23 protein-coding genes are annotated in these 25,750 nt (G+C 69.9%); 14 read left to right on the top strand and 9 right to left on the bottom strand.

All coding sequences use genetic code 11. From position 1 onward, the window contains the following. Positions 1–24 precede the first annotated feature (24 nt). The 5 genes from sigM to OG570_RS11235 all read left to right on the top strand — a co-directional run bounded on the left by sigM (position 25) and on the right by OG570_RS11235 (position 4,295). Complete coding sequence (gene sigM / locus OG570_RS11255) at positions 25–648, top strand: RNA polymerase sigma factor SigM (protein WP_247059624.1); 624 nt, start codon at positions 25–27, stop codon at positions 646–648. Continuing rightward, on the top strand, positions 645–1,436 hold the full coding sequence (locus OG570_RS11250; RefSeq protein WP_326956454.1) for a hypothetical protein: 792 nt from the start codon (positions 645–647) through the stop codon (positions 1,434–1,436). The genes sigM and OG570_RS11250 overlap by 4 nt, the downstream gene beginning before the upstream one ends. A gap of 79 nt (positions 1,437–1,515) precedes the next feature. Further along, positions 1,516–2,508 carry a thioredoxin-disulfide reductase gene (trxB, locus tag OG570_RS11245; RefSeq protein WP_247059627.1) on the top strand — a complete coding sequence of 331 codons (993 nt, stop codon included), beginning with the start codon at positions 1,516–1,518 and terminating at the stop codon, positions 2,506–2,508. Between the two features lie 34 nt (positions 2,509–2,542). Further along, entirely contained in the window at positions 2,543–2,866 is a 324-nt protein-coding gene (trxA, locus tag OG570_RS11240) for a thioredoxin (protein WP_020642536.1), read from the top strand. A 280-nt stretch (positions 2,867–3,146) separates the two neighbouring features. Then, positions 3,147–4,295 carry an N-acetylmuramoyl-L-alanine amidase gene (locus OG570_RS11235; protein ID WP_247059629.1) on the top strand — a complete coding sequence of 383 codons (1,149 nt, stop codon included), beginning with the start codon at positions 3,147–3,149 and terminating at the stop codon, positions 4,293–4,295. 216 nt (positions 4,296–4,511) lie between these two features. Here the strand turns inward: OG570_RS11235 and OG570_RS11230 are convergent, their stop codons facing one another. Next, a complete protein-coding gene (locus tag OG570_RS11230) occupies positions 4,512–5,156 on the bottom strand; it encodes a GNAT family N-acetyltransferase (RefSeq protein ID WP_326945422.1) in 645 nt (214 codons plus the stop codon). Between the two features lie 212 nt (positions 5,157–5,368). Here OG570_RS11230 and OG570_RS11225 point away from each other — a divergent pair, with 212 nt between their 5' ends. Both OG570_RS11225 and OG570_RS11220 read left to right on the top strand, forming a co-directional pair. After that, entirely contained in the window at positions 5,369–6,688 is a 1,320-nt protein-coding gene (locus tag OG570_RS11225; protein WP_326956453.1) for an aminotransferase-like domain-containing protein, read from the top strand. Positions 6,689–6,720: 32 nt separating this feature from the next. Further along, positions 6,721–7,665, top strand: coding sequence for a D-alanine--D-alanine ligase family protein (locus OG570_RS11220; RefSeq protein ID WP_247059635.1), 945 nt, complete (start codon positions 6,721–6,723; stop codon positions 7,663–7,665). Between the two features lie 177 nt (positions 7,666–7,842). On the opposite strand, the gene OG570_RS11215 is transcribed toward OG570_RS11220, so the two are convergent. From OG570_RS11215 to rsmG, 3 genes are all read right to left on the bottom strand, one after another. Further along, positions 7,843–8,841: a ParB/RepB/Spo0J family partition protein gene (locus tag OG570_RS11215; RefSeq protein ID WP_326945424.1), complete on the bottom strand. Its 999-nt coding sequence runs from the start codon at positions 8,839–8,841 to the stop codon at positions 7,843–7,845. Further along, positions 8,838–9,761, bottom strand: a complete 924-nt coding sequence (locus OG570_RS11210) for a ParA family protein (RefSeq protein WP_442788264.1) — start codon at positions 9,759–9,761, stop codon at positions 8,838–8,840. Before OG570_RS11210 ends, OG570_RS11215 begins: the two co-directional genes overlap by 4 nt. 86 nt (positions 9,762–9,847) lie before the next feature. After that, complete coding sequence (gene rsmG, locus OG570_RS11205) at positions 9,848–10,528, bottom strand: 16S rRNA (guanine(527)-N(7))-methyltransferase RsmG (RefSeq protein WP_247059638.1); 681 nt, start codon at positions 10,526–10,528, stop codon at positions 9,848–9,850. Between the two features lie 2,534 nt (positions 10,529–13,062). On the opposite strand from rsmG, the gene OG570_RS11200 reads away from it, so the two are divergent. After that, positions 13,063–13,326, top strand: coding sequence for a hypothetical protein (locus OG570_RS11200; RefSeq protein WP_326956452.1), 264 nt, complete (start codon positions 13,063–13,065; stop codon positions 13,324–13,326). Positions 13,327–13,752: 426 nt separating this feature from the next. Here the strand turns inward: OG570_RS11200 and OG570_RS11195 are convergent, their stop codons facing one another. Genes OG570_RS11195 through rpmH form a run of 5 tightly spaced genes read right to left on the bottom strand, consistent with a single transcriptional unit; the run spans position 13,753 to position 16,453 of the window. Then, positions 13,753–14,313, bottom strand: coding sequence for a Jag family protein (locus OG570_RS11195; protein ID WP_326956451.1), 561 nt, complete (start codon positions 14,311–14,313; stop codon positions 13,753–13,755). Positions 14,314–14,343: 30 nt separating this feature from the next. Further along, positions 14,344–15,507, bottom strand: coding sequence for a membrane protein insertase YidC (gene yidC, locus OG570_RS11190; protein ID WP_326956450.1), 1,164 nt, complete (start codon positions 15,505–15,507; stop codon positions 14,344–14,346). 5 nt (positions 15,508–15,512) lie between these two features. After that, a complete protein-coding gene (gene yidD / locus OG570_RS11185; protein ID WP_326956449.1) occupies positions 15,513–15,848 on the bottom strand; it encodes a membrane protein insertion efficiency factor YidD in 336 nt (111 codons plus the stop codon). A gap of 5 nt (positions 15,849–15,853) precedes the next feature. Then, positions 15,854–16,288 carry a ribonuclease P protein component gene (gene rnpA, locus OG570_RS11180; protein ID WP_247059642.1) on the bottom strand — a complete coding sequence of 145 codons (435 nt, stop codon included), beginning with the start codon at positions 16,286–16,288 and terminating at the stop codon, positions 15,854–15,856. 21 nt (positions 16,289–16,309) lie between these two features. Next, complete coding sequence (gene rpmH, locus OG570_RS11175; protein ID WP_247059643.1) at positions 16,310–16,453, bottom strand: 50S ribosomal protein L34; 144 nt, start codon at positions 16,451–16,453, stop codon at positions 16,310–16,312. 606 nt (positions 16,454–17,059) lie between these two features. Here rpmH and dnaA point away from each other — a divergent pair. The 6 genes from dnaA to gyrB all read left to right on the top strand — a co-directional run bounded on the left by dnaA (position 17,060) and on the right by gyrB (position 25,740). Continuing rightward, positions 17,060–18,670: a chromosomal replication initiator protein DnaA gene (gene dnaA, locus OG570_RS11170; RefSeq protein ID WP_247059645.1), complete on the top strand. Its 1,611-nt coding sequence runs from the start codon at positions 17,060–17,062 to the stop codon at positions 18,668–18,670. A gap of 866 nt (positions 18,671–19,536) precedes the next feature. Continuing rightward, positions 19,537–20,670: a DNA polymerase III subunit beta gene (gene dnaN / locus OG570_RS11165; RefSeq protein ID WP_247059647.1), complete on the top strand. Its 1,134-nt coding sequence runs from the start codon at positions 19,537–19,539 to the stop codon at positions 20,668–20,670. 89 nt (positions 20,671–20,759) lie between these two features. Beyond that, the gene (gnd, locus tag OG570_RS11160; RefSeq protein ID WP_247059649.1) at positions 20,760–21,650 is read left to right on the top strand and encodes a phosphogluconate dehydrogenase (NAD(+)-dependent, decarboxylating); all 891 of its coding nucleotides are present in this window, start codon (positions 20,760–20,762) and stop codon (positions 21,648–21,650) included. A 22-nt stretch (positions 21,651–21,672) separates the two neighbouring features. Continuing rightward, entirely contained in the window at positions 21,673–22,827 is a 1,155-nt protein-coding gene (gene recF, locus OG570_RS11155) for a DNA replication/repair protein RecF (protein ID WP_326945429.1), read from the top strand. Between the two features lie 244 nt (positions 22,828–23,071). Continuing rightward, a complete protein-coding gene (locus OG570_RS11150) occupies positions 23,072–23,575 on the top strand; it encodes a DciA family protein (RefSeq protein ID WP_247059652.1) in 504 nt (167 codons plus the stop codon). A 197-nt stretch (positions 23,576–23,772) separates the two neighbouring features. Next, positions 23,773–25,740 (top strand): DNA topoisomerase (ATP-hydrolyzing) subunit B, encoded by a 1,968-nt coding sequence (gene gyrB / locus OG570_RS11145; RefSeq protein WP_326945430.1) that lies wholly within the window; start codon positions 23,773–23,775, stop codon positions 25,738–25,740. Positions 25,741–25,750: the final 10 nt, after the last annotated feature.

Raw genomic sequence — 25,750 nt, 5'->3', positions numbered from 1 at the left:
GACAGGGTCAGTAGGCTCTCGCGGGTGACAGCTGCAGCTCCCACGGATGCGGATCTGATAGCGGCTCACGCCGCGGGGGACCCTCATGCGTTCAGCGAACTCGTCCAGCGACATCGCGACCGCATGTGGGCGGTCGCCCTGCGCACGGTCCGCGACCCGGAGGAAGCCGCCGACGCGTTGCAGGACGCGTTCATCTCGGCGTTCCGGGCCGCCGGCAAGTTCCGCGCCGAGTCGCAGGTCACGACGTGGCTGCACCGGATCGTGGTGAACGCCTGCCTCGACCGGATCCGCCGCCGCCAAGCCCGCCCGACCGTCCCGCTGCCGGAAACCGGCTTCAACGAGCCGGCCACCCCGCGCGATTCGATGGCCGAGCGCGAGACCAGCTTGCTGGTGCGCGAAGCGCTCGCCCAGCTGCCGGAAGACCAGCGCGCGCCCATCCTGCTCGTCGACGTCGAGGGCTATTCCGTGGCCGAGACGGCGAAGATGCTCGGCATCGCCGAGGGCACGGTGAAGAGCCGATGTGCCCGGGGGCGCGGAAAACTCGCGAAGGTTCTCGGACACCTGCGGAACCCCGATGCGATTGCGAACGTCCCAACTCACGAAAGCAAACGGGCCGGGCGCCAGCCGGGTAGCGGGGAGGGACGATGACGGACGAAAGCCGGGGGATCGGGGGGACCGTCGGTCCGCCCTGGTCTGTCGACGTGCTCGCCGATCTCCACGCCGGCGTGCTGGACGACGACCGGGCCGCGCAGCTGTGGCCGGTCGTCAACGCCGACCCGGAGGCCCGCGCGATCCTGGACGCCCTCGACGCGACGCAGGCCGACCTGGCCTCGCTCGCCGAGGCACCCGCGCCGCCGATGCCGGCGGAGTTCGCGGCACGGCTCGACGCGGCCCTGGCCGCGGAAGTGGCCGCCACCTTTCCGAAGCAGCGGACCGCGCCGGCACCGGAGCAGACCGGGGCCGGGGACGCCCAAGTGGTGGACCTCGCGGCCGCCCGGCGGCGCCGGAACAAGCGGCTCGGCTGGGCCGCCGGCGTCCTGACCGCGGCCGCCGCGGCGGTCGTCGCGGTGACGGTCGCGATCCCGAGCACGTCCCAGCAGAGCGGCACCCCGAACGTCGCGGCCCCGGCACCGTCCGGCCCGACGGTCGGCGCCGACGGCAGCGGCGCCCAGGCCCTGGTCGGCAAGGCGGTCGGCGTCCGCGACTTCGGCCCGCTGGGCACCGAGGACCGGCTCGACGCCTGCGTCGAAGCCGCCGGACTGGACCCCAAGGTGCGGCCCGAAGGCATCCGCCCGGTGAACGTCGGCGGCAAGGCCGGGGTGCTGATCATCCTGACCACGGGCAAGCTGGCCCAGTTCCGCTTGGTCGCCTTCGGCGCGGACTGCGGACCGGGAAATCCGGCCGTCCTGTTCGACAAGGTAGTCGGGGAGAAGTAGCGGCTGTCACCACTGGGAACATGGCCACCTACGATCGTGTTGAGCCTGGTACACGGGTCACTACGAGCGGAGGTCACGGGTGGCTGCCGAAGACATCAGGAACCTGATCATCGTCGGATCGGGTCCTGCCGGATACACCGCTGCCGTTTACGCGGCGCGGGCGCAACTCGAACCGCTGGTGTTCGAGGGGACGCAGTTCGGTGGCGCGCTGATGACGACGACCGAGGTCGAGAACTTCCCCGGTTTCCGCGACGGCATCATGGGTCCGGACCTGATGGAGGAGATGCGCAAGCAGGCCGAGCGCTTCGGCGCCGAGCTGCGCGCGGAGGACGTCGAGTCGGTCGAGCTGACCGGCGAGGTCAAGTACGTGACCGCGAACGGCAAGCGCTACGCCGCCCGCGCGGTCGTCCTCGCGATGGGTGCCGCGGCGCGGTACCTCAACGTGCCCGGTGAGCAGGAGCTGCTCGGGCGCGGGGTGTCGGCCTGTGCGACCTGTGACGGTTTCTTCTTCCGCGACCACGACATCGTGGTCGCCGGCGGCGGCGACTCGGCGATGGAGGAAGCGACCTTCCTGACGAAGTTCGCGAAGTCCGTCACCGTGGTGCACCGGCGTGAGGAGTTCCGCGCGTCGAAGATCATGCTCGAGCGCGCCCGCGCGAACGAGAAGATCAAGTGGAAGCTGAACTCGCAGATCACCGGCGTCGTCGGGGACAACAAGGTCGAGGGCCTGAAGCTGAAGGACACCCAGGACGGCTCCGAGTCGACCCTGGACGTGTCGGGCTTCTTCGTCGCGATCGGGCACGACCCCCGCAGCGCGCTGGTGCGCGGGCAGGTCGACCTGGACGAGGACGGCTACGTCATCACGCAGGGCCGCAGCTCCTACACGAACCTGGACGGCGTCTTCGCCGCTGGCGACCTGGTGGACCGCACCTACCGGCAGGCGATCACCGCGTCCGGCTCCGGCTGCAGCGCGGCGATCGACGCGGAACGCTGGCTCGCGGAGCACGGCGATTCGGATGCGCACGAGGCGGCCGAGCTGGTCGGCGGCGGCTACGGCGCGGGCACCAACTGACTTTTCGGCGTAACACCCACCTGAAGGAGAAACCATGTCCAACACCGTGAAGGTGACCGACGCGACGTTCGTCGACGAGGTCCTGACCAGCGAGAAGCCCGTTCTGGTCGACTTCTGGGCCACCTGGTGCGGGCCGTGCAAGATGGTCGCCCCGGTGCTCGAGGAGATCGCGGCGGAGAACGGCGAGAAGCTGACCATCGCCAAGATCGACATCGACGAGAACCCGAACACGCCGCGTGACTACCAGGTGATGTCCATCCCGACGCTGATCCTGTTCCAGGGCGGCAAGCCGGTGAAGCAGATCGTGGGCGCCAAGCCGAAGGCCGCGCTGCTGTCGGACCTCGCCGACGTTCTCTGAACCGAACAAGCCCGGCGAACCCGGGGCCTGCGGGAACCCTCCCGTGGGCTCCGGGTTCTCGTCGTTCGGGGGAATCTCACCGGTGTGGGTGAATCCTGGGTGACGAGGGCCACCACCGGGACGCCACGAACGGGCTCTTGACGAACCGACCGGGCCTGCGGTGTCACCGAGAGTTCGCAAGGCACAATAGAGGACCTGGGCCCGTCCCAGTGATGGTTTTCCCCGAAGTTTTGCCACGCACCGAACCCCCAATCGGTGCCTGAGGAAGAGCGAGGAGTGCATGCGGGTACTCCGCCGCGGTGACGCCGGTCCGGACGTCGCCGAGATCAGGTCGATCCTGGCCGGGATGGACCTGCTCCCGCCGGTCACCGGTACCGACGCCTACGACACGTTCGATGTCGCCGTCGAGAACGCCGTACGGGCCTTCCAGCAGAGCCGTGGGCTGATGACCGACGGCATCGTGGGTCAGGCCACCTTCCAGGCGCTCAAGGGCGCCAGCTACCACCTGGGCAGCCGGCTGCTGTCGTACACGATCGCGGCCCCGATCCAGGGTGACGACGTCTTCACGCTGCAGGAGCGGCTGACCGAACTCGGCTTCGACGCCGGCCGCCCGGACGGCTACTTCGGCGCGGCGACCGAGCGCGCCCTCAAGACGTTCCAGCGCGACATGCGCCTGACGCCGGACGGCATGTGCGGCCCCGCGACCATCCGAGAGCTGCACCGCCTGTCCTCGCCGCGGGCCCGGGGCGGCCGCCCCGTGTTCCTGCGCGAGCAGGAGCAGGTGCGCCAGGCCGGTCCCCGGCTGCGCGGCAAGCGCATCGTGATCGACCCCGGCCACGGCGGCGACGACCTCGGCGTGGTCGCCGGCGGGCTCCGCGAGGCCGACATCGCGTGGGACCTCGCGCGCCGCCTGGAAGGCCGGATGAAGGCCACCGGCATGGAGGCGCTGATCTCCCGCGGCCCGAACCACAGCCCCACCGAGCTGGAGCGCGCGAAGTTCGCGAACGACGCGGGCGCCGACCTGTTCCTCTCGCTGCACAGCGACAAGAACCCGTCGCCGCGCGCGCAGGGTGTCGCGAGCTTCCACTTCGGCAACGGCAACGGCACGACGTCGACCGTGGGCGAGCTGCTGGCCGGCTTCATCCAGCGCGAGGTCGCGGCCCGTACGGGCCTGCAGGACAACCGCACGCACTACAAGTCGTGGGACATCTTCACCCGCACCCGCTGCCCGGCCGTCCGGGTCGAGATCGGCTACCTGACGAACCCGGACGACAGCCGCAAGCTGGGCGACCCGGCCTTCCGCGACATCGTCGCCGAGGGCATCCTGATCGCCGTCAAGCGCCTGTACCTGCTCGGCGAGGGCGACCAGCCGACGGGCACGTTCACGTTCGCGGACGTCCTCGCGCACGAACTCGCGAAGGCCGAGTAGGGCGACCACAACCCCTAGCGGCTCATCTTCACCTGCTCCACCACACCTGGGGACGCGCACGCGCCGTCCCCAGGTTTCGGTGCAGTCATCCACAGCTTTTCCACCGCGCCTATCAGGGCTCTGTGGATAACTCGGCACTTCTTCCACAGCTGTGCACACGCGACGGAATCCGTGTTCCAGGCGCGCCGGAGCTCCGGCGCAAACGTTTGCGGCAGGTCAGGCGCGGCCGAGGATCGGCTCGGCCGTGGTGATCGTGACCTGGCCGAGCAGCCGCTCCAGCGCCGCCTCGACGTCTTCCTTCCAGGTGATCGCCGAACGCAGCTCGAGGCGCAGGCGCGGCCACTTCTGGTGGGGACGGACGGTCTTGAAGCCGACGCTCTGCAGGAAGGCCGACGGCAGCACGCAGCTGTGGCCGCCGTCCGGGTCCGACTCGTCGGGACGCGCGTCGCCGAACGCCTCGATGGCGCGGACGCCGCGCTTGGTGAGGTCCTTCGCGACCGCCTGGACGAGCATCCGGCCGAGGCCGCCGCCGCGGAACTCCGGGAGGATCTGGAAGGCCGTCAGCAACACCGCGTCCGCGCTCGGCGGGGACGTCGGGAAGGCCAGCGAGCGCGGGACGGCGTTCGGCGGGGCGTACAGCACGAACCCGACCGGCAGCGTGTCGCTGTAGACGATGCGGCCGCAGGAGCCCCACTCGAGCAGCACGCTCGAAACCCAGGCTTCCTTCTCGACCTCGGTGGCGCCGAACTCCTCGGCCTGGTTCTTCAGGTGCGGAGCCAGCTCCCAGTACACGCACCTGCGACAGCTCTTCGGCAGATGCTCGAGGTTGTCCAGTGTGACGCCCACGACGCGACGCGACACCCGCGACCTCCCTGACCTGCGCTCCCGGTGGGCTCCTCCGCCGTCAAGCCGCGCGGAACCACAGCACGAACCCGGGAGCCATGGTCGATGGTAGGCCGATGTGAGAAGCACCGAAAGGTCAGGGGTCCTCGACAGGCCCCGGTTACACTCGATGGATCTACCGCTCCCGCGCGGGAGCGGACCGTGTCCACCGACCCCCGGGTGAATCGTCGATGACCGAGAACCGCCCCAGCAAGCCGCACAGCGGCCGTCAGAACCTCGACCCGCACCTCGAGCGGTATGCCGCGCGCACCGCCGGGATGACCGCCTCCGAGATCCGGGCCCTGTTCGCGGTCGCCAGCCGGCCCGAGGTGGTTTCCCTCGCCGGTGGCATGCCGAACCTGGCCGCGCTCCCGCTCGACACGCTCTCGGCGCAGGTGGCGGAGATCATCGCCGAAGACGGCCTGGTGGCCCTGCAGTACGGCTCGGCGCACGGCGTCCCGGCGCTGCGCGAGCAGATCTGCGAAATCATGGCACTGGAGGGCATCAAGGCGCACCCGGACGACGTCGTGGTGACCGTCGGCTCCCAGATGGGCCTGGACATGGTCACGCGGCTGTTCTGCGACCCGGGTGACGTCGTCATCGCCGAGGGCCCGTCCTACGTCGGTGCCCTGGGCTCCTTCGCCGCGTACCAAGCGCAGGTCGTGCACGTGGCGATGGACGAAAACGGCCTGGTGCCGGAACTGCTGCGCGAGGCGCTGAACCAGACGGAGAAGGCCGGCCGGCGCGTCAAGTTCCTCTACACGATCCCGAACTTCCACAACCCCGCCGGCGTCACGCTGGCCGTCGAGCGCCGCGCGGAGATCCTGGAGATCTGCCGCGAGCACGGCGTCCTGGTCGTCGAAGACAACCCGTACGGGTTACTCGGTTTCGACGGGCAGACCTACCCGGCGCTGCGCTCGACGGACCCGGACAACGTCGTGTACCTCGGCTCGTTCTCGAAGACGTTCGCGTCCGGTCTGCGCGTCGGCTGGGTGCTGGCGCCGCACGCCGTCCGCGAAAAGCTCGTGCTGGCCGCGGAGTCGGCGACGCTGTGCCCGCCGACCCTCAACCAGCTGATCGTGTCGCGCTACCTGGCCACGCACGACTGGAAGGGCCAGATCAAGAAGTTCCGCGAGAACTACCGCGAGCGGCGTGACGCGATCCTGTCCGCGCTCGACCAGTACCTGCCCCCGGGCTGCTCGTGGACGAAGCCGGACGGCGGGTTCTACGTCTGGGTGACGGTGCCGGAGGGCGTCGACACCAAGGCGATGCTGCCGCGCGCGGTGACCGCGCGGGTGGCGTACGCGTCCGGAACCGGCTTCTACGCCGACGGTTTCGGCAGCCGCCAGATGCGGTTGTCCTACTGCTACCCGACACCGGAGCGCATCCGGGAAGGCGTCCGGCGGCTGGCCGCCGTGCTGGAGTCCGAAATGGACCTCGCGCGCACTTTCGGTAACGTGAGCGCGCGCCAGATCCAGGGGCCGCCGAACCCGTCCCCCGACACGATCTGAGTCTTTCTTTAACCAGCTAAGGAGTTTCCACGGTGGTCGACCGTACCGTTGCCGTGCTCGCCGGCGGGCTTTCGCACGAACGCGACGTCTCGCTGAGGTCCGGGCGACGGCTCTCCGCGGCGCTCAAGTCCGAAGGCCTCGGGATCGAGGAGTGGGACACCGACGCGGGGTTGCTGGAGCGCCTGCGCACGCAGCGCCCGGACGCCGTGGTCGTCGCGCTGCACGGCGGTGAGGGCGAAAACGGCTCGGTGCAGACGGTGCTGGAAATGCTGGACGTGCCGTTCGTCGGCACCGGTTCCCAGGGCTGCCGCCGCGCGTGGGACAAGCCGACGGCCAAGGCGCTCATCGAGAACGCCGGCTTCGTGACGCCGGGCTGGGTCGTGTTGCCGCACAGCACGTTCCGCGAGCTCGGCGCCCAGGCGGTGCTCGACGCGATGGTGGAACAGCTCGGCCTGCCGCTGATCCTCAAGCCGGACCAGGGTGGCTCGGCGCTAGGCACGCAGGTGGTGCGCGAAGCGGCGGAACTGCCCGCGGCGATGGTCGGCTGCTTCGCCTACGGCGACACGGTTCTCGCCGAGCGGTTCGTGGCCGGCGTCGAGGTGGCCGTGACGGTCATCGAGGGCGAGAACGGTCCCGAGGCCCTGCCCGCCGTCGAGATCGTGCCGGAGAGCGGCGTCTACGACTACACGGCCCGCTACACCGCCGGCCTGACGGACTTCTTCACCCCGGCCCGCCTCGACGACGCCGCGGCCAAGGCGGCGGCCGAACTCGCCGTCGCCGCACACCGCGTCCTCGGACTGCGGGACATCTCGCGGACCGACGCGATCGTCGCCGAAGACGGCACGGTCCACTTCCTCGAGGTGAACCCGTCACCCGGGCTCACCGAGACGTCGACGGTCCCGATGGCGATCGACGCGGCGGGCAAGTCGCTCGGCACGGTGTTCGCCGACCTGATCGGGCGCGCGATCTCCCGCTGACTCCTCGTACGCGAAAGGCCACTACGGATTTTCCGTGGTGGCCTTTTTCGCGGGGGCTCCGGGTGGCGGAGCCCCGACTGTCACAGCCTTTTGGTGTCGCGAGCGATCATCACCGGACGTGGTCGCCGCAACCGCGTGGAGCAATCATCACCGTGACGAAACACCCTGGGGTGATCCCTAATCGGTTTCCGGTGTCTGATTCGCCCCATTCGCATCGATGATCGAGACGATGCGCTCGAGATCGTCGACCGAGCCGAACTCGAGCACGATCCGCCCCTTGCGCCGGCCGAGGTCGACCTTCACGCGGGTGTCGAACCGGTCCGAAAGCCGGTTGGCGAGATCCTGGAGTCCGGGCGCCTGGATCGGCTTGCGCGGCGCGGGCTTCGGCTTGGCCGGCTTCTCGCTCTTCTTGAGCGTGACGGCTTCCTCGGTCGCCCGGACCGACATACCCTCCGCGATGATGCGCGCGGCGAGCTCTTCCTGGCTGTCGGCGTCCTCCAGCGAGAGCAACGCACGCGCGTGCCCGGCGGACAGGACGCCCGCGGCGACCCGGCGCTGCACCGGCAGGGGGAGCTTGAGGAGCCGGATGGTGTTGGTGATGACCGGCCGGCTGCGGCCGATCCGGCTCGCCAGCTCCTCGTGCGTGACCGCGAACTCGTCGAGCAGCTGCTGGTACGCCGCCGCCTCTTCGAGCGGGTTCAGCTGGACGCGGTGGATGTTCTCCAGGAGCGCGTCGCGCAGCATCGACTCGTCGGCGGTCTGCCGGACGATCGCCGGGATCGCTTCGAGCTCCGCCTGCTGCGACGCCCGGAGCCGCCGCTCGCCCATGACGAGCTCGTACTCGTCGTTCCCGAGCTCGCGGACCACGATGGGCTGCATGAGCCCGAACTCGCGGATCGAGTGCTCGAGTTCGGCGAGCGCCTCTTCGTCGAAGGCCAGCCGCGGCTGCTTCGGGTTGGGCTTGATCGAGCCGACCGGGATCTCGCGGTAGACCGCTCCGGCGACCTCGCCGCTGTGCTGCTTCGCTTGGCCGTTCGCCGCGAACCAGCCCTTCTCGTCGGCCGCCTTCTTGTCCGCCGCCGACCCGTCACTGGGCGCGGGGAGGGCGCCGCCGGTGGGCCCGGTGGGGATGAGGGCGGCGAGGCCGCGCCCCAGCCCTCCTCTGCGCTCGGTCATGTGGAACTACCCCTTTCCATGAGTGCACCTCGCTCGGCGATCTCCTTCGCCGCGTCGACGTAGCTCAGTGCCCCGCGCGAACCGGGGTCGTAGGCGAGCACGGTCTGGCCGTACCCGGGCGCCTCCGACACCTTCACGCTGCGGGGGATGACGGTCTTCAGGACGGTGTCGCCGAAGTGGTTCCGCACCTCGTTCGTCACCTGGTCGGCCAGCTTGGTCCGGCCGTCGTACATGGTGAGCAGGATCGTCGTGACGCGGAGTTCGCGGTTGAGGTGCTGCTGCACGAGCTCGATGTTGCTCAGCAGCTGCCCGAGCCCTTCCAGCGCGTAGTACTCGCACTGGATCGGGATGAGCACCTCCTGCGCGGCGACCATCGCGTTGACCGTCAGAAGGCCGAGCGACGGCGGGCAGTCGATGAAGACGTAGTCGACGCCGATCTCGTCGAGGATCTCCGAAGAGATGGCCTCCTTGAGCCGCGACTCGCGCGACGCCATCGAGACGAGCTCGATCTCGGCGCCGGCGAGGTCGATCGTGGCGGGGACGCAGAAGAGGTTGGGGGACTGCTCGGTCGGCTGCGCCGCCTCGGCGAGCGTCACCTCGCCGATGAGCACTTCGTAGATGGAGGGCGTTCCGGACCGGTGGTCGACGTCGAGCGCGGTGCTCGCGTTGCCCTGCGGGTCGAGGTCGACGACGAGGGTCTTGAGCCCGTGAACGGCAAGCGCGGCGGCGAGGTTGACCGTGCTGGTGGTTTTGCCGACGCCGCCCTTCTGGTTGGCCACGGTCATCACGCGGCGACGACCGGGCCGCGGCAGCGACCCATCCGGGTGCAACAGCCGAGCGGCGCGGGTGGCTTCTTCGGCGATCGGCGTCCAGCCCACGTCGTGGCTGGTCTCCGTGGAGTCGGACGGCGGGGGATTCACCGGTCTCGACACCTCCTCCATATAGACGTCTGGTCGATGGACGAGTCGCGTCGTTTCACGTGGAACACCGCGGCCCGTTGTCTGCGCTAGCGCTTCCTGCTCCGCGCCTGAGCCGTCTTCGACGACTGGCGACGGATCTTCACGACCGTGCTGGGGACCTCTAGTACTGCCACACCGCACTCCACGATCATCGGGTCGGCGCCGCCCGCCTTCCTGATGGCAGCACCGTCCCGCTCGATCTCGTCCGCCGCACTGGCGCCCTTGAGAGCGACCAGGAAGCCGTCGGGACGAACCAGCGGCAAGCACCAGTCCGCAAGCCGGGCCAGCGGGGCAACCGCGCGAGCGGTGACGATGTCAGCGCCACCGAGCTGCTCACGCACAGGCCGCTCCTCCGCGCGTCCACGGACGATGGTGATCGGGAGTTCCAGCTTCTCGGCCACCTCGGCCAGCCAGTCCACCCGGCGGGCCATAGGTTCGAGCAAGACGATATCGAGGTCCGGCCGAGCGATCGCGAGCGGCACACCCGGAAGCCCCGCCCCCGACCCGACGTCGACAACGCGAGCCCCCTCAGGCATCTGCTCGCCGATCACCGCCGAGTTGAGCACGTGCCGTTCCCAAAGCCGTTCGACCTCCCGCGGACCGATCAGCCCACGCTCGACCCCATGGCTCGCCAGGAGCTCGACATACCCAGCCGCTTGGTCGACGTGAGCACCGAACACTCGCTCCGCCGCGGTCCGCACCGCACCCGCGGCCTGCTCCAAGCTCACTCCGGCTACTCCTAGTCCGCGCGTTTCACGTGAAACGACGCTCCAGCGATTGTCCCTGATGTCGACGCGAAAACGAGCCGACAGACCGCAGATGTGGACAACTCCACTCACCCAGCGGCGCGTTCCACGTGAAACACCACCCCGCCACCGCCGGCCCCGGTGCGCGTTCCACGTGAAACATCACGGCTGAAATTCGCCCCGCACCACCACCGCGCCACAACCGCACCCAGCAAGGCGCCAAGCGACCGAGGACAGGACGGTGACCGTCTCAACGATCACCCCGTGACGACGACCAGCCACGGCAGCGCGGCAACCGACGCTGCGCTCCGACGCCAGCCTCGGCAGGCGCCCAGCCACGGATAGCGGCTGCGCAGCACGCGGCCCGCAGGAGCCGCGACAGTGACCGACCACGACAGCATCGGCAACGTCGCCCAGCCAGCCACGACAGCACACGGCCACAGTCACGGCGGCCTGTCAGCCACAGCAGCCGACGCCCCAAAGCGGCGGCGGGGCGAGGCGAGCGGGTCGCGGGCCAGCGGCCGTCCCCCGCAGCGGCAGCGGTGGCGGCAGCGGTGGCGGCGGTGGCCGTGCGCCCTGCCGCGGCAGGGCGCGGGGCGGCAGGGCGGGGCGCGGCAAGGCGCGGTGCGATGCGGCGGGACGCAGTGCGGGGCGGCGGGGCAGGGGCTCGGTGCGGCGCGGGGCGGGGCGGCGGGGCGCGGTGCGGCGGGGTGCGGCGGGGCGGGGCGCGGTCTGGCCCGGCGGGGTGCGCCGCGGCGGGGCGGAGCGGGAGCCGAGGCAACGACGGAAGGGCAGTGACAGCGAGGCGGTGACGAGCCACACTGAGGCGCGGCAGCGGAGTGGCGGCCGCCGCGGCAAGACTGCGGCGACGGGGCCCGCGGTCGCGGCGCACGGCCGCCAGAGCGGAGGCGCGACTGGCGAGGTACGCCGGCGACAGCCGTGTCGCCGCAACGGCGGCAGTGCGGCCGTGGATGGCGAGGCACACCACAGCGGCGGGACGGCAGCCCGTGGCGCGGCGACCACGGCGCCTACAGCAGATGCGATCGCCGCAGCACGCGATCAGTCAGGGCGCAGCCGCGACCGTCGAAGGCCGACAGTCTGCACACTCACCACGGCGGCGGCAATGGTGGGCGATGGATCGCACGGTGGCGGGATGACCGCAGCCGCTGCGCGGCAGCACACGTCCGCGACGGTCGCAGCCACGCAAGCGACCAGCCAGGGCAGCGGAGCGACCGGAAAGGCAAGCCGGCTGCGGCCACGATCGGGTGCGGCCATGGCGATAGAGATGGGCAGCGGCGACGGCTGACTGCACTCCCGGCGGCGGCAACCACGCGGCGGCGTGGCCTGACCGCAGGCCCCAGCCAATGCGACAGCCACACAGTCAAGTCACCGTGGTGAAGGCAGGCGGGTCAAGGCCGGCGAAGGCCGCGCTCCACCACAGCAGCGGCAGCCACGGCGGCAGCGGCCATGCTGGCGAAGAACCAGCCCGAGGGGACGACGTGGCGGCAGGGTGACGCGCCGGGGCACGGCGGCAGCCGCGGCAGATGAGACGGTCGCGCGCAGCCGGTCAGGGAGGTCGCGGTCTGGCGGGTGCGACTGGTGGGCCAGCCACGTCGAGCGTCCAGACACGACAGCACAACGGGCGAGGCTAAGCAGGGCGATCCTGGGGCGACGACAGCCGCGCAGCGACCTACCGCTGCGGCAACGGCAGCCCATACGGCAGCGGGTGACTGCAGCCGCGGCGATGGTCACAGCGGCAGGGTGATTGAGCCCCAGCGATGGTCACGGCAAACAGCAGCGGCGGAGGGGACCGGCACATGAACGGTCACAGTCGCTCGCGCGACTGTGACGCGAAGCGGGAGACCGTGGCCTCGGGGTGCCGGGACGGCGATCGCGGCGGCCGGTGCCGACGCATGGTGCACGGTAAGGCGGTCGCTGCCGAGGCCGCAGGGCGGAGCGAGACGCCACGGCGGCACCGGGCAGAGCGAGATGTCGCTGCGGCAGGCGGCAAGCGTGGTTGCTGCGCTATGAGGTGGAGGGCGTGGCTGCCGCGGCAAGAGGTGGCGGCCATAGCTGCCGCGGCAGCAGCCGGTGGGAGTGGTGGTCGCGCCCGATGCTGGCACACGGCGCCCCGCAGCCTCGCGGTAACGGCCCGCCGCGGTCGCCGCGACCGCGGCGGTCGCGCCAAGCAGGCGGGAGCCGCCCACAGCGGCAGCGCCTGACCGTCGTGTTAGGCGGGGGCCGCGCCGTGGCGAAGTGCACGGTGGTGGTCACGGTGCGCGGCAGCGGAACGGTGCCAGCGCGAGGCCGAGGGTCAGCTGGGCGTGTTGTCCGCCGGTCAGCTTGCCCGCGGGCGCACGGAGAACGGAACGGCGGCCCTTCCGCGACCGCGACGGCCGCAGCAGGTGAAGCGGAGGCCACCGCAGCAAGTGGCGGTAGGGCAGGACGGTACGGCTCCAGCGGCGCGGGCGGTGCGGGGCAGGCGGTGCTGGCCGAGCTGGGTCGGCTCAGCCGGGTTGAGCCGAGCCGGGCCGGGCCAGGCCGAGCTGGGCTGGGCTGGGCTGGGCCGAGCTGGGCTGGGCTGGGCCGAGCCGAGCTGGGCTGGGCTGGGCTGGGCCGAGCCGAGCTGGGCTGGGCTGGGCTGGGCTGAGCCGAGCCGAGCCGGGCCGAGCCGAGCTGGGCTGAGCTGGGCCGAGCCGAGCTGGGCTGAGCTGGGCCGAGCCGAGCCGGGCCGAGCCGGGCCGAGCCGGGCCGGGCCGGGCCGGGCCGAGCTGGGCTGAGCTGGGCTGGGCTGGGCTGGGGCCAGAGGACTGGTAGCCGTGAGGCAGGCCGAACGGCCGGCCTCATTGTCCGTCCGGGAAGGCTGTAATCGCGAGTCACCGGCGAGCGCCGACTTCGTCGGCTCGCCTGCCGGGCGGTCGACCGCCCGGCGGAGGCCGCGGGCGAGTCGTGCCGAAGGACGAAGGCGCCGCGCCTCTCGAACGTCAGCGCGGGTGCGGCCCTCAGGAGACGGATCCCGTTGAAGTCGGGGCGTGCCCCACCCACGACAGGATGACCGCCTCCGCGTCCCACTGCAGCCGATGCCGAGCCGGGCAGCACCCGCTGCCTCCGCCAAGGCAGGTCCGCTCCACCCAGGCCTGCCCTCCGTCCGGAAACAAAAGCGGCCCGCCGGACCGAAGTCCGGCGGGCCGCTGAAACGAAGTCCGTCAGGACTCCGGGAAGATCACCACGCGACGCTTGGGGTCTTCGCCCTCGCTCTCGCTCGTGACGCCCGAGACCGTCGCCACCGCGTCGTGGACCACCTTGCGTTCGAACGGGCTCATCGGCTGCAGCCGCACCCGCTCGCCGCTCGAGAGGACCGACTCCGCCGTCGAACGGCCGAGTTCGCGGAGTTCCTCGCGGCGGTCCGCGCGCCAGCCCGCGATGTCCAGCATGAGGCGGCTGCGCGAGCCCGTCTCCTGCTGGACCGCCAGGCGGGTCAGTTCCTGCAGCGCTTCGAGCACCGTGCCGCGGGGGCCGACGAGCTTTTCGAGGTCCTCGCCGCCGTCGATGCTCACGATCGCGCGGCCAGCCTCCACGTCCAGGTCGATGTCACCGTCGTAGTCGAGCAGGTCCAGCAGCCGCTCGAGGTAGTCGCCGGCGATGTCGCCCTCCTGGACGAGGACGTCGTCGCCACCTCCCGCCTTCTGCTCGGTCTCCTCTTCGGTGGTCGCGCCCGCGGCCGCGTCGTCCTGATCGGCGTCGATCGTGTCGATCGTCTCCGACATCATTCGTCTCCTCTCCGAACCGGTCGCGCCTCAGCGGCGCTTCCGGCCCGACTTCCTGGTCGAGTCTTTGAGGAGCCCGGGCACTCCCGTGCCGTTCTCCGATGAGCCGTTCTGGCCGTTCGTGGCGACCGGGGTGGCCTCCGCCACCGTCGCGCCGTCCGCCTTGGCCGCAGCGGCCTCGGCGGCCTTGGCCGCGGCGGCCTCCGCCGGCGTGGTCTGCGCGAAGCCGTGGGCCGAGCCGGCCTTGGTGACCTTCTTCTGCGAGCCGGTCTGGGCGGGCTGGTTCTTCTTCTGCTGGACGGGCTTCTGGCCCACCTTCGGCGCGGTCGGCTTCTGCCCGGGCTTCGGGCCGAGCGTCGCGCGCTTCTCCGCGGCCTCCGCCTTGCGAGCCGCCTCTTCCTTGTCGATCTTCGTGTAGACGAGGCGCTGCTGCATCAGGGTCCAGCCGTTGTTCGCCAGCCAGTAGAAGAGGAGGCCGAGCGGGAACAGCGCACCGAAGACGAGGACACCGAGCGGGAAGATGTACATCGTCAGCTTGTTCATGATCGCGGTCTGCGAGGTGGCCGACGCGGCGTTCTGGCGGGCCACCGAGTGCCGCGCGGTGAGGTGCGTGGCGATCGACGCGATGATCATGAGGGGCAGGGCGACCGGGAGCACGCTCCAGTGGAAGCCGACGTTCGCGGCGTTGCCCCCGCTGACGACGCCGACGCCGTTGTAGACGGCCTCGCCGAGGTTGACGCCGAAGAGCTTCGCGTTGACGTAGGACTCGACGTCGTGCTGGGTGAAGAAGTAGTTCTCGGTCTTCGGCTTGCCGTCCGCCGGCATGATCGAGAACGCGCGCAGGACGTGGTTCAGGCCGATGAACACCGGGATCTGCAGCAGCATCGGCAGGCAGCTGCCCAGCGGGTTGACGCCGTGCTCCTTCTGGAGCTTCTGCATCTCCTGCGCCTGGCGCTGCTTGTCGTTCGCGTACTTCTTCTGGAGCTTCTTCATCTCCGGCGCGAAGTCCTGCATCTTCTTCATCGACCGGACCTGGTTCACGAACGGCTTGAACATGATGCCGCGGACCGTGAACGTCAGGAAGATGATGCCGAGGATCCAGGCGATCGCCGTCGACTCCCCGAAGACGAGCCCGAAGACCTTGTGCCAACACCAGAGGATGAAGGACACGGGGTAGTAGATGAAATCGAGCACTGCTGCTACTCCTCGATCGGTGTTTCAGGTCGTCGGTGCCGCCACGAGAACGTCTCGGGCACGGGGTCGCGGCCGGGCATGGTCCACGGGCCGCAACGCAGCAGGCGGCGCGCCGCGAGGTAGGAGCCGCGGCCGGCGCCGTGCCGGGTGAGGGCCTCGACGGCGTACGCGCTGCAGCTCGGGTAGAACCGGCACGCCGGTGGCAGGAAGGGCGAAATCGCCTTGCGGTAGAGCTTGATGGGGAGCAACAGGACCCACGCGACCGGACCGGGCCGGGTGGGCCCGGGCTCGTCGTCGTGGTCGTGCTCGTCGTGCACTGAGTGCTCGGGGGTGGCTCGCATACCGGTCACACCGCTGATCCGTGGTCGGGGGCCGCGTCCGCGGGACGCGTCGGGCTGGGGACATCCCCGGCCGGACGGCGCGACGACAGTAGTCCGAGCCGCCGCAGCGCGGCGTCGAGATCGGCCCCGAGCTCCGCGCTGGACGCGGACGCGGACGGCGGCAATGCCCGTACGACCAACGCACTGCCGGCGGGCAGGGTTCCGAGCCGGGCCGAAACGAGATGACGCAACTTGCGGGACACCCGGTGGCGGACCACCGAGTTCCCCACGGCCTTGCTCACCACAAAACCCGCCCTGGTCGCCGACGAAGCATCGGCGGCCATGGACGGGTCCGTGGTCAACGCGTGGACGACGAGGCGGCGCCTGCCTGCCTTGGATCCGCGACGGAGAACCACGCGGAAATCCTCACTCCGCCGCAAACGTGCGGCAGCCGGCAGCACGGCGCGCCCCGACGTGCCGGATCAGGCCGACAGCGCTTCGCGGCCCTTGCGACGGCGAGCCGCCAGGATGCCCCGGCCTGCCCGGGTCCGCATGCGCAGCCGGAACCCGTGGGTCTTCGCGCGACGGCGGTTGTTCGGCTGGAAGGTCCGCTTACCCTTGCTCACTGCTTCTCCTGTGTGTCGCTGTGTCGTCTGCCCACCTGCCGGAGAGGGACGGTCATCCCTCTCACCTGGCGTGTCGTGCGGGCGCACGGCAGTCTCTGGTGTCTCCTACCAACGTGTGGCCTCGTCACGACGAGCGACGACAACTAGGGCACGCGAAACGCGCCCGTCGCATACGGGAGACCTTACGAGGGTACGCACCCCCGCCTGGAGCCCGATAAGCACCCCCTCCGCCACCGCCGGTGACGGGCCGCGCGAGGCCCGTTCGTCGACGCCGCGGCATCGAATGGCAACACGCCGTACACCATGAAATGCTGGCGGCCCAGGATGCCTTGTGGCAGCGAGCGGGGCTTGTTAGCGTGCCTCTCTCGGGTCACCGGTCGAGGTGCACGAGTATCCGGGTGGTGGAGTGCCCACCGGCTTACGACGAGCCCGCAGGTGGCGTCGCCGCGGGTCGCCGTACATTAGTGCACAGCTGTGGACAACTATGTGGATATTCGCTGTGCCGGTACCCGGTCAGGTCCGCAGGGGGTCATAGGGCGGTGTGACCAGGGGCGTTCCCGGGCCGATCCGGCCGTACGCGCCGTCGAGGGGAGGGGAGCCAGCCAGGTGTCGGAGCACCAGCACAACCTGGGTGTCATCTGGGAACAGGTGGTACGCGAACTGTCCGACGGGACCCTGTCCCCCCAGCAGCGTGCCTGGATGCGCGTGACCCGCCCCATCGGTCTGCTCGACGGCACCGCGCTGCTCGCGGCCCCCAGTGACTTCGCGAAGGAAGCGATCGAACGCGGTCTCCGCGGCGCGATCACCGACGCGCTCTCCCGCCGGCTCGGCCGCGCCATCTCGCTGGCCGTGAAGGTCGACACCGCCGAGACCCTCGCCCCGGTCGCCGCGCCGCGCTACGTCCCGTCACCCGCCCGGGTGGAAAACGGCGTGAGCGCCGAGCCGGCCCCCGCGCCGATGCCGGGCCCCGGCCCGATGATGCCGCCGCAGCGTCCCGAGCCTGCTCCGCCGATGCCGGCCCACCAGTCCGCCGGGCCGAAGCCCGACGACGGTGACGACACCGACGAGGAAGTCGACGAAGAGGGCGAAGCGCTCGCTGCCGTCCACGAGATCTGGCCCACGTTCTCCGGGCAGCCGATCGCCGGCCAGCCCTACACCGCGCCGGCGCAGCCGCAGACGTCGAAGACGAAGCTGAACGAGAAGTACACGTTCGACACGTTCGTCATCGGCGCGTCCAACCGGTTCGCGCACGCGGCCGCGGTCGCCGTCGCCGAAGCGCCGGCCCGCGCGTACAACCCGCTCTTCATCTGGGGCGAGTCCGGGCTCGGCAAGACGCACCTGCTGCACGCGGTCGGCCACTACGCGCAACGGCTCTTCCCGGGCATGCGCGTGCGGTACGTCTCGACCGAAGAGTTCACGAACGACTTCATCAACTCGCTGCGCGACGACCGCAAGGTCGCCTTCCAGCGCCGCTACCGCGACATCGACATCCTGCTCGTCGACGACATCCAGTTCCTGGAGGGTAAAGAAGGTACGCAGGAAGAGTTCTTCCACACCTTCAACACCCTCCACAACGCGAACAAGCAGATCGTCGTCAGCTCCGACCGCCCGCCCAAGCGCCTCGAAACGCTGGAGGACCGGCTGCGGACGCGGTTCGAGTGGGGCCTGATCACCGACATCCAGCCGCCCGAGCTGGAGACGCGCATCGCGATCCTCCGCAAGAAGGCGGCGCAGGACCGGCTCGCGGTACCGGGTGACGTCCTGGAGTTCATCGCCTCGCGCGTCGAGGCGAACATCCGGGAGCTCGAAGGCGCGCTGATCCGGGTCACGGCGTTCGCGTCGCTGAACCAGCAGCCGGTCGACGCCGGGCTGGCCGAGATCGTGCTGCGCGACCTCATCCCCGACTCGCACGCCCCGGAGATCACCGCGCCCACCATCATGGGCGTCATCTCCGAGTTCTTCGACGTCTCGCTCGACGACCTGTGCGGCCCGGGCAAGACGAAGGCGCTCGCCACGTCCCGCCAGATCGCGATGTACCTCTGCCGCGAGCTGACCGACATGTCGCTGCCGAAGATCGGGCAGACGTTCGGCGGCCGCGACCACACGACCGTCATGCACGCGGACAAGAAGATCCGCAAGGAGATGGCCGAGCGCCGGCGCATCTACGACCAGGTGCAGGAGCTGACGTCGCGCATCAAGCAGCGCGCCCGCCAGTAGCCGTCTTTCCTTACCTCCCAACGACTCAGGGGCGTCCACGCGATGTGGGCGCCCCTGAGTCGTCTTTGGACTGCCTGAAGCACGCCTACGCCCGCGAAGCAGCGAAGCGTCCGTACGCGCGCTTCGCAAAGTCGCGAAAATTGTTTGTACACAAGGAAGTTTCCCCATGGTGTGGGCAGTTTGCCCACAACGTCCGCGGATCTCCCACCAGCGACGACCCGGAATCCGTCCACACCCCGCCCACAGGTGATCCACAAGAAATCCACACCGTTGTCCACGCTGATTCCACAGGTTGCCCACATTGTGTGCACAGGAGGGCCCAGTCACCCGGAAGAGCGGTCCGGACCGTGCCGGGCACCCCCAGACCCTGGGTACAGAAGGCCCCACACCTGGGGACAACCGTGGGGATAACTGGGGACAACTGTGGACGGATCCGGGGCCGCTCGAAGTTGTCCACGGACGGCCCGATCTGTCCCCAGATCCACCACCATGGTTCTCCACATGCCCGCAAGCACTCCCACCTGCGCGAACGACCTCAATCCACACAATCCACAGGACTTACTACTGCTACTGCCTTTTAGATCTCTTCTAAGAGAGAAAAAGATAAAAACAGGCGGAGGACGAATCTGGGGACAACCGCGAGAGACTGTCGTCAAGTCGACAAAGTCAAGGGGAGGCCGAAGTGACGGCTGCCCCCGCGACGGCCTACCGTGGATGTCTGCACCTGGTCCGTGCTCCGGCCGCTGACGCGGAGGGCGGACCGGCCGGAGCGGGCAGCCGGTCACTGCCCCAAGCCAGAGCGAGGCCGGGCCGGCCCCGTCGCCCTGTCCGAGCCGAGTGGCTCGGGTCGTCGAAAGGATGCGCGCATGAAGATCCGCGTCGAGCGTGACGGGCTCGCCGACGCCGTCGCGTGGGTGGCGAGAAGCCTCCCCTCCCGGCCTCCCGTGCCGGTACTGGGCGGAGTCCTGCTCGACGCCGGTTCCGACGGCGACTCCGACGCGCTGACCGTGTCGGGTTTCGACTACGAGGTGTCCGCGACCGTGGGCGTCCCGGCGACGATCGCCGACGGCGGCCGCCTGCTGGTGTCCGGCAGGCTCCTCGCCGACATCACCAAGTCCCTGCCGAACCAGCCGGTCGAGATCGCCGTCGACGGCGCCCGCGCCACGATCACGTGCGGCAGCGCGCGCTTCTCCCTGCCGACCATGCCGGTCGAGGACTACCCGCAGCTGCCGTCCCAGCCCGCCTTCGCGGGTGAGCTCGCCGGCGACGCGTTCGGCCAGGCCGTCACCCAGGTCGTCGTCGCCGCGGGCAAGGACGACACGCTGCCGATGCTGACCGGCATGCGGCTCGAGATCTCCGGTAGCTCGCTGACCCTCGTCGCGACCGACCGGTTCCGGCTCGCCATGCGCGAGTTCACCTGGCAGCCCGCCGAGGGCCTGGCCGACGCCGCGGTGCTCGTCCCGGCGCGCACGCTCGCCGAGGCGGCCAAGACGCTCGGCGCGAGCGGTGCCACGATCCGGCTCGCGCTCGCCAGCGGCGAGGGCCTGCTCGGCCTGTCCGGCTCCGGGCGCTACACGACGACCCGGCTGCTCGACGCCGAGTTCCCGCCCTACCGCCAGCTGCTGCCCGCGACGCACACGTCGCGCGCGGTCATCGAGGTGTCCGCTCTCACGGAGTCGATCAAGCGAGTTTCGCTGGTCGCGGAGCGGGGGACTCAGGTACGACTGGAGTTCGGGGACAACACGCTGCGGCTGTCCGCGGGCGGCGACGACGAGGGAAGCGCCGAGGAAGAGCTCCAGGTCGACTACGAAGGTGAGCCGGTGACGATCGCGTTCAACCCGGGTTACCTCGTCGACGGTCTCGGTGCCCTCCACAGCGACCGGGCGGAGCTGACGTTCACCACGCCGAACCGCCCCGCCCTCATCAAGCCGGCCGACGCCGAGGGCAACCTCATCCCCGGCTACCTCTACCTCCTGATGCCCGTCCGTCTGCCGGGCTGACCCACCACACGTTTTCAGGGGGTCCGGGTGGCGGAGCCCCCGGCTGGGGCGAAGCCCCACATGTCACTGTTAGTACGTAAGGGGATCTCATGGTTCAGCTCGGTCTGATCGGCCTGGGCAAGATGGGCTTCAACATGCGTGAGCGGCTGCGCGCGGCTGGTCACGAAGTGGTCGGCTACGACCGCAACCCGGACGTCAGCGACACGACGTCGCTCGAGGACCTGGTGTCCAAACTGGACGCTCCGCGGATCGTCTGGATCATGGTCCCGGCCGGCGACCCGACGCGGCAGACCATCACCGAGCTGGGCAACCTGCTCGCCGAAGGTGACATGGTCATCGACGGCGGCAACTCGAAGTACACCGACGACAAGCTGAACGCCGAGCTGCTCGCCGCGAAGAAGATCGGCTACGCCGACTGCGGTGTCTCCGGTGGCGTGTGGGGCAAGGAAAACGGCTACGGCCTGATGGTCGGTGGCACGGCCGCCGACGTCGAGCGCGCGATGCCGATCTTCGACGCGCTGCGCCCGGAAGGCCCGCGCGAGGAAGGTTTCTCGCACGCGGGCAGCGTCGGTGCCGGCCACTACGCGAAGATGATCCACAACGGCATCGAGTACGGCATGATGCAGGCCTTCGCCGAAGGCTTCGAGCTGCTCGAGGCCGCGAAGGTCGTCGACGACGTGCCCGCCGTGATCAAGGGCTGGCAGCGTGGCACCGTCGTCCGGTCCTGGCTGCTCGACCTGCTCGTGCGCGCGCTCGACGAGGACCCGGAGCTGGACGACCTCGAGGGGTACGTCGAGGACTCCGGCGAAGGCCGGTGGACGCTCGAAGAGGCGATCAACAACGCGGTGCCGGCGCCGGTCATCTCGGCCGCGTTGTTCGCCCGGTTCGCCTCCCGCCAGGAGCACTCGGCCGCGATGCGCGCGGTCGCCGCGTTGCGCAACCAGTTCGGCGGGCACGCCGTGAAGAAGGTCGGCGGGTAGGTCCCGTCCGGGAAGGAACCACGTGTATCTGCGCCATTTGCAGGTCACCGACTTCCGCTCCTGGCCCCAGGCCGATCTCGCCCTCGAACCGGGGCCGACCGTGCTGGTCGGCCAGAACGGTCGCGGCAAGACCAACCTGCTGGAAGCGATCGGGTACGTCGCGACGCTGGGCTCGCACCGCGTCGCGACGGACGCGCCGCTCATCCGGCACGGCTGTGAGCGCGCGCTGGTGCGGGTCGCGGTGGTCAACGACGACCGCGAGCTGACCGTCGAGCTCGAGATCACCGCCGGCCGGGCGAACCGCGCCCGGGTCAACCGCGGCGCGGTCGGCCGGCCGCGGGACGTGCTGGGCATCCTGCGCACGGTGCTGTTCTCCCCGGAGGACCTGGCGCTGGTGCGGGGTGACCCTGGCGAGCGACGCCGGTTCCTCGATGAGCTGCTGGTGCTGCGCGCGCCGCGGTACGCCGGGGTTCGTGCGGACTACGAGAAGGTGCTGAAGCAGCGCAACGCCCTGCTCAAGACCGCCGGCAAGCGCCGGACCGGACGTGAGGACCCGTACGCGCTGTCGACGCTCGAAGTCTGGGACGACCACCTCGCGGTGGCCGGCGCGGAGCTGCTGGCCGCGCGCCTGAACCTCGTCGCCGACCTCGGGCCGTACGCTGCGGCGGCGTACATGGGCGTCGCTCCGGACTCCCGGCCGGCGAAGATCTCGTACAAGTCTTCGCTGGGTGAAGGGCTGCCGGAGACGTACGGCGTACCGGACGGCGAGCGGGCGCAACCCGATGTCTTGAAGGACGTCTTGCTCAAAGCGCTCGGGGAATCTCGCAAAGCCGAGCTGGAGCGGGGGATCAGCTTGGTCGGCCCGCACCGGGACGAGCTGGAGCTGATCCTGGGCGAGGCGCCGGCCAAGGGGTACGCGAGCCACGGCGAGTCGTGGTCGTTCGCGCTCGCTCTCCGGCTCGGCAGCTACGAGCTGCTGCGCGGGGAGGCGGGTGAGCCGGTGCTCCTGCTCGACGACGTGTTCGCCGAGCTGGACCGCAAGCGCCGGGCCCGGCTGGCCGAGGTGGCCGCGAGCGCCGAGCAGGTGCTGGTGACGGCCGCCGTCGACGAAGACGTGCCCAGCGAGCTGGCGGGGAGCCGGTTCGTTGTGGCGGATGGTGAGGTCACGCGTGGCTGAACAGCGCAAAAAAGGCGCTCCAAGATCGACTCGACCACCCGGTGTGACCGCTGACACAGGAGTTACCCACCGATCTGGGGACAAACCTGTGGACAGTGTGGATAAACCCGTACCCGGGTTATCGCCGCGCGTGACCAAAAGGCCGGATCGGCCGCTTGACACCCCCCTCAAGGGGGTTAACCCGGCCGGGAACGCCACGCCGAGTACGCAGAGTGAGAACTCCACTGCTCCGAACGGGGCGGCGATGACGGGCCGGGACCTCGCGCACGCCGCGCTCGAGGCCGCGAAAGCCAAGGCCAAGGAGCGGGGCGTCCCGCCGGGGCAGCGCCGCCGCGTGGCCAGTAGCGGACAGAACCCCCGGCGCCGCCGCTGGTCGGGACCGGGTGCGGACGCGCGTGATCCCCAGCCCCTCGGCCGGCTCGTTTCGCGGCTCGTCAGCGACCGCGGCTGGAACGAGAGCGTCTCCGGCGCGCGCGTCTTCGCGCAGTGGGCGCGCCTGGTCGGCGAAGACGTCGCGGAACACGCCCAGCCGGTCGCGCTGAAAGACGGCGAGCTCACGGTCCGCGCCAGCTCCACGGCGTGGGCCACCCAGCTGCGGTTGCTGCAGGGAAAGCTGCTGGCCAAGATCGCGGCGGGAGTCGGAAACGGCGTGGTCAAGCGCATGCGGATCCAGGGTCCGATGGCCCCGAGCTGGCGGAAAGGGCCCCGGCACGTGTCGGGTCGTGGCCCGCGTGACACGTACGGCTGACCCGGGTTGCGCGTTGCTCGGTTGAATGCCCCGAGAACGCATCCAGACGCGCTGAAATACGTCAAGACTCGGCTCGGACCGATTTCGTCCGTCTGTGACGCGTTCAGGGGTGTCCTTGCCGCATGTCAGCGGACACGGCCAAGTACACTGGAGGGGAGCGAGCGTCCGCTCGGGCGAGACGAGGAGAAACAAGGCCTGTGACCGAGAACAAGAGCGAGTACAACGCGTCATCGATCACGGTGCTCGAAGGCCTTGAAGCGGTCCGCAAGCGCCCCGGTATGTACATCGGTTCCACCGGTGAACGCGGGCTGCACCACCTCGTCCAGGAGGTCGTCGACAACTCGGTCGACGAAGCGATGGCGGGCCACGCCACCAAGGTCGAGGTTACCCTCCTCGCCGACGGTGGGGTGCGGGTAGTCGACGACGGCCGCGGCATCCCGGTCGACATGCACCCCAAGGAGCACAAGCCGACCATCGAGGTCGTGCTCACCCAGCTGCACGCGGGCGGCAAGTTCGACAGCGACTCCTACGCGGTGTCCGGCGGCCTGCACGGCGTCGGCATCTCCGTGGTCAACGCGCTGTCGACGCGGCTGCTGGCGGAGGTCAAGTACGGCGGCCGCGACTGGCGCCAGCTGTACACGGACCAGATCCCGGGGTCGCTCGACGACCTCGGGCCGGCGTCCGAGACCGGCACCACGATCACCTTCTGGCCCGACGGCGGCATCTTCGAGACCACCACCTTCAACTTCGAGACGATCTCGCGCCGCCTCCAGGAGATGGCGTTCCTCAACAAGGGACTGACGCTGTCCCTGCGCGACGAGCGCGTCGCCGACGAGGAGGCCGAGGCGGACGCCGAAGGCAAGGTCGCCCGGGTCAAGGAGAAGGTCTACTGCTACCCGGGTGGGCTCGAGGACTTCGTCAAGCACATCAACGGCAGCAAGGACCCGATCCACGCCAGCGTGATCTCCTTCGACGCCAAGGGCCCCGGCCTCGAGGTCGAGGTCGCGATGCAGTGGAACACCGGGTTCACGCCGTCGGTCTACACGTTCGCCAACACGATCAACACCCACGAGGGCGGCACCCACGAAGAGGGCTTCCGCGCCGCGCTGACCCGCGTCGTCAACACGTACGCGCGCGACAAGAAGCTGCTCAAGGAGAAGGACACCAACCTGACCGGTGACGACGTGCGCGAGGGTCTCGCCGCGATCGTCTCGATCAAGCTGAGCGAGCCGCAGTTCGAGGGCCAGACGAAGACCAAGCTGGGCAACAGCGAGGCGAAGACGTTCGTGCAGCAGCAGTCGAACGAGTGGCTGGCCGACTGGTTCGAGCGCAACCCGGCCGAGGCGAAGACGATCATCAACAAGTCGATCTCCTCGGCGCAGGCCCGGATGGCCGCGCGCAAGGCGCGTGACCTCGTCCGCCGCAAGGGCGCGCTCGACATCGGCGGCCTGCCCGGCAAGCTGAAGGACTGCCGCTCCACCAAGCCGGAGGAGTGCGAGCTCTACATCGTCGAGGGTGACTCGGCCGGCGGCTCGGCCAAGGAGGGCCGGGACTCGATGTACCAGGCGATCCTGCCGATCCGCGGCAAGATCATCAACGTCGAGAAGGCCCGCATCGACCGCGTCCTCAAGAACACCGAGGTCCAGTCGCTGATCACCGCGCTGGGCACCGGCATCCACGACGAGTTCGACCTCGAGAAGCTGCGGTACCACAAGATCGTGCTGATGGCCGACGCCGACGTCGACGGCCAGCACATCACCACGCTGCTGCTCACCCTGCTGTTCCGGTTCATGAAGCCGCTGATCGAGCACGGCCACGTCTTCCTGTCGCGGCCGCCGCTGTACAAGATCAAGTGGCCGCGGGCCGAACCGGAGTACGTGTACTCCGACAACGAGCGCGACGCCGTCATCCGCGCGGGCGTCGAGGCCGGCAAGCGGCTGCCGAAGGACGACGCGATCCAGCGGTACAAGGGTCTCGGCGAAATGAACGCCGAAGAGCTGTGGGAGACCACGATGGACCCGGCCAACCGGCTGCTGGGGCGCGTCACGATGGACGACGCCGCCCAGGCCGACGACCTGTTCTCCGTCCTGATGGGCGAGGACGTCGAGGCCCGCCGCTCGTTCATCACGCGCAACGCCAAGGACGTGCGCTTCTTGGACGTGTAGGCGTCCCCCG

The organism is Amycolatopsis sp. NBC_01286 (assembly GCF_035982555.1).
Taxonomy (GTDB): Bacteria; Actinomycetota; Actinomycetes; order Mycobacteriales; family Pseudonocardiaceae; genus Amycolatopsis.
Note: the sequence above shows the minus strand (reverse complement) of the source record. Positions and strands in the feature narration are given on the sequence as shown.

Coding starts and splice junctions, on each gene's coding strand:
- OG570_RS11215 (WP_326945424.1), bottom strand. CDS start 8,841: ATGACCGAGCGCAGAGGAGGGCTGGGGCGCGGCCTCGCCGCCCTCATC.
- dnaN (WP_247059647.1), top strand. CDS start 19,537: ATGAAGATCCGCGTCGAGCGTGACGGGCTCGCCGACGCCGTCGCGTGG.
- OG570_RS11195 (WP_326956451.1), bottom strand. CDS start 14,313: ATGTCGGAGACGATCGACACGATCGACGCCGATCAGGACGACGCGGCC.
- trxA (WP_020642536.1), top strand. CDS start 2,543: ATGTCCAACACCGTGAAGGTGACCGACGCGACGTTCGTCGACGAGGTC.
- OG570_RS11150 (WP_247059652.1), top strand. CDS start 23,072: ATGACGGGCCGGGACCTCGCGCACGCCGCGCTCGAGGCCGCGAAAGCC.
- gnd (WP_247059649.1), top strand. CDS start 20,760: ATGGTTCAGCTCGGTCTGATCGGCCTGGGCAAGATGGGCTTCAACATG.
- yidD (WP_326956449.1), bottom strand. CDS start 15,848: ATGCGAGCCACCCCCGAGCACTCAGTGCACGACGAGCACGACCACGAC.
- OG570_RS11235 (WP_247059629.1), top strand. CDS start 3,147: ATGCGGGTACTCCGCCGCGGTGACGCCGGTCCGGACGTCGCCGAGATC.
- OG570_RS11225 (WP_326956453.1), top strand. CDS start 5,369: ATGACCGAGAACCGCCCCAGCAAGCCGCACAGCGGCCGTCAGAACCTC.
- OG570_RS11250 (WP_326956454.1), top strand. CDS start 645: ATGACGGACGAAAGCCGGGGGATCGGGGGGACCGTCGGTCCGCCCTGG.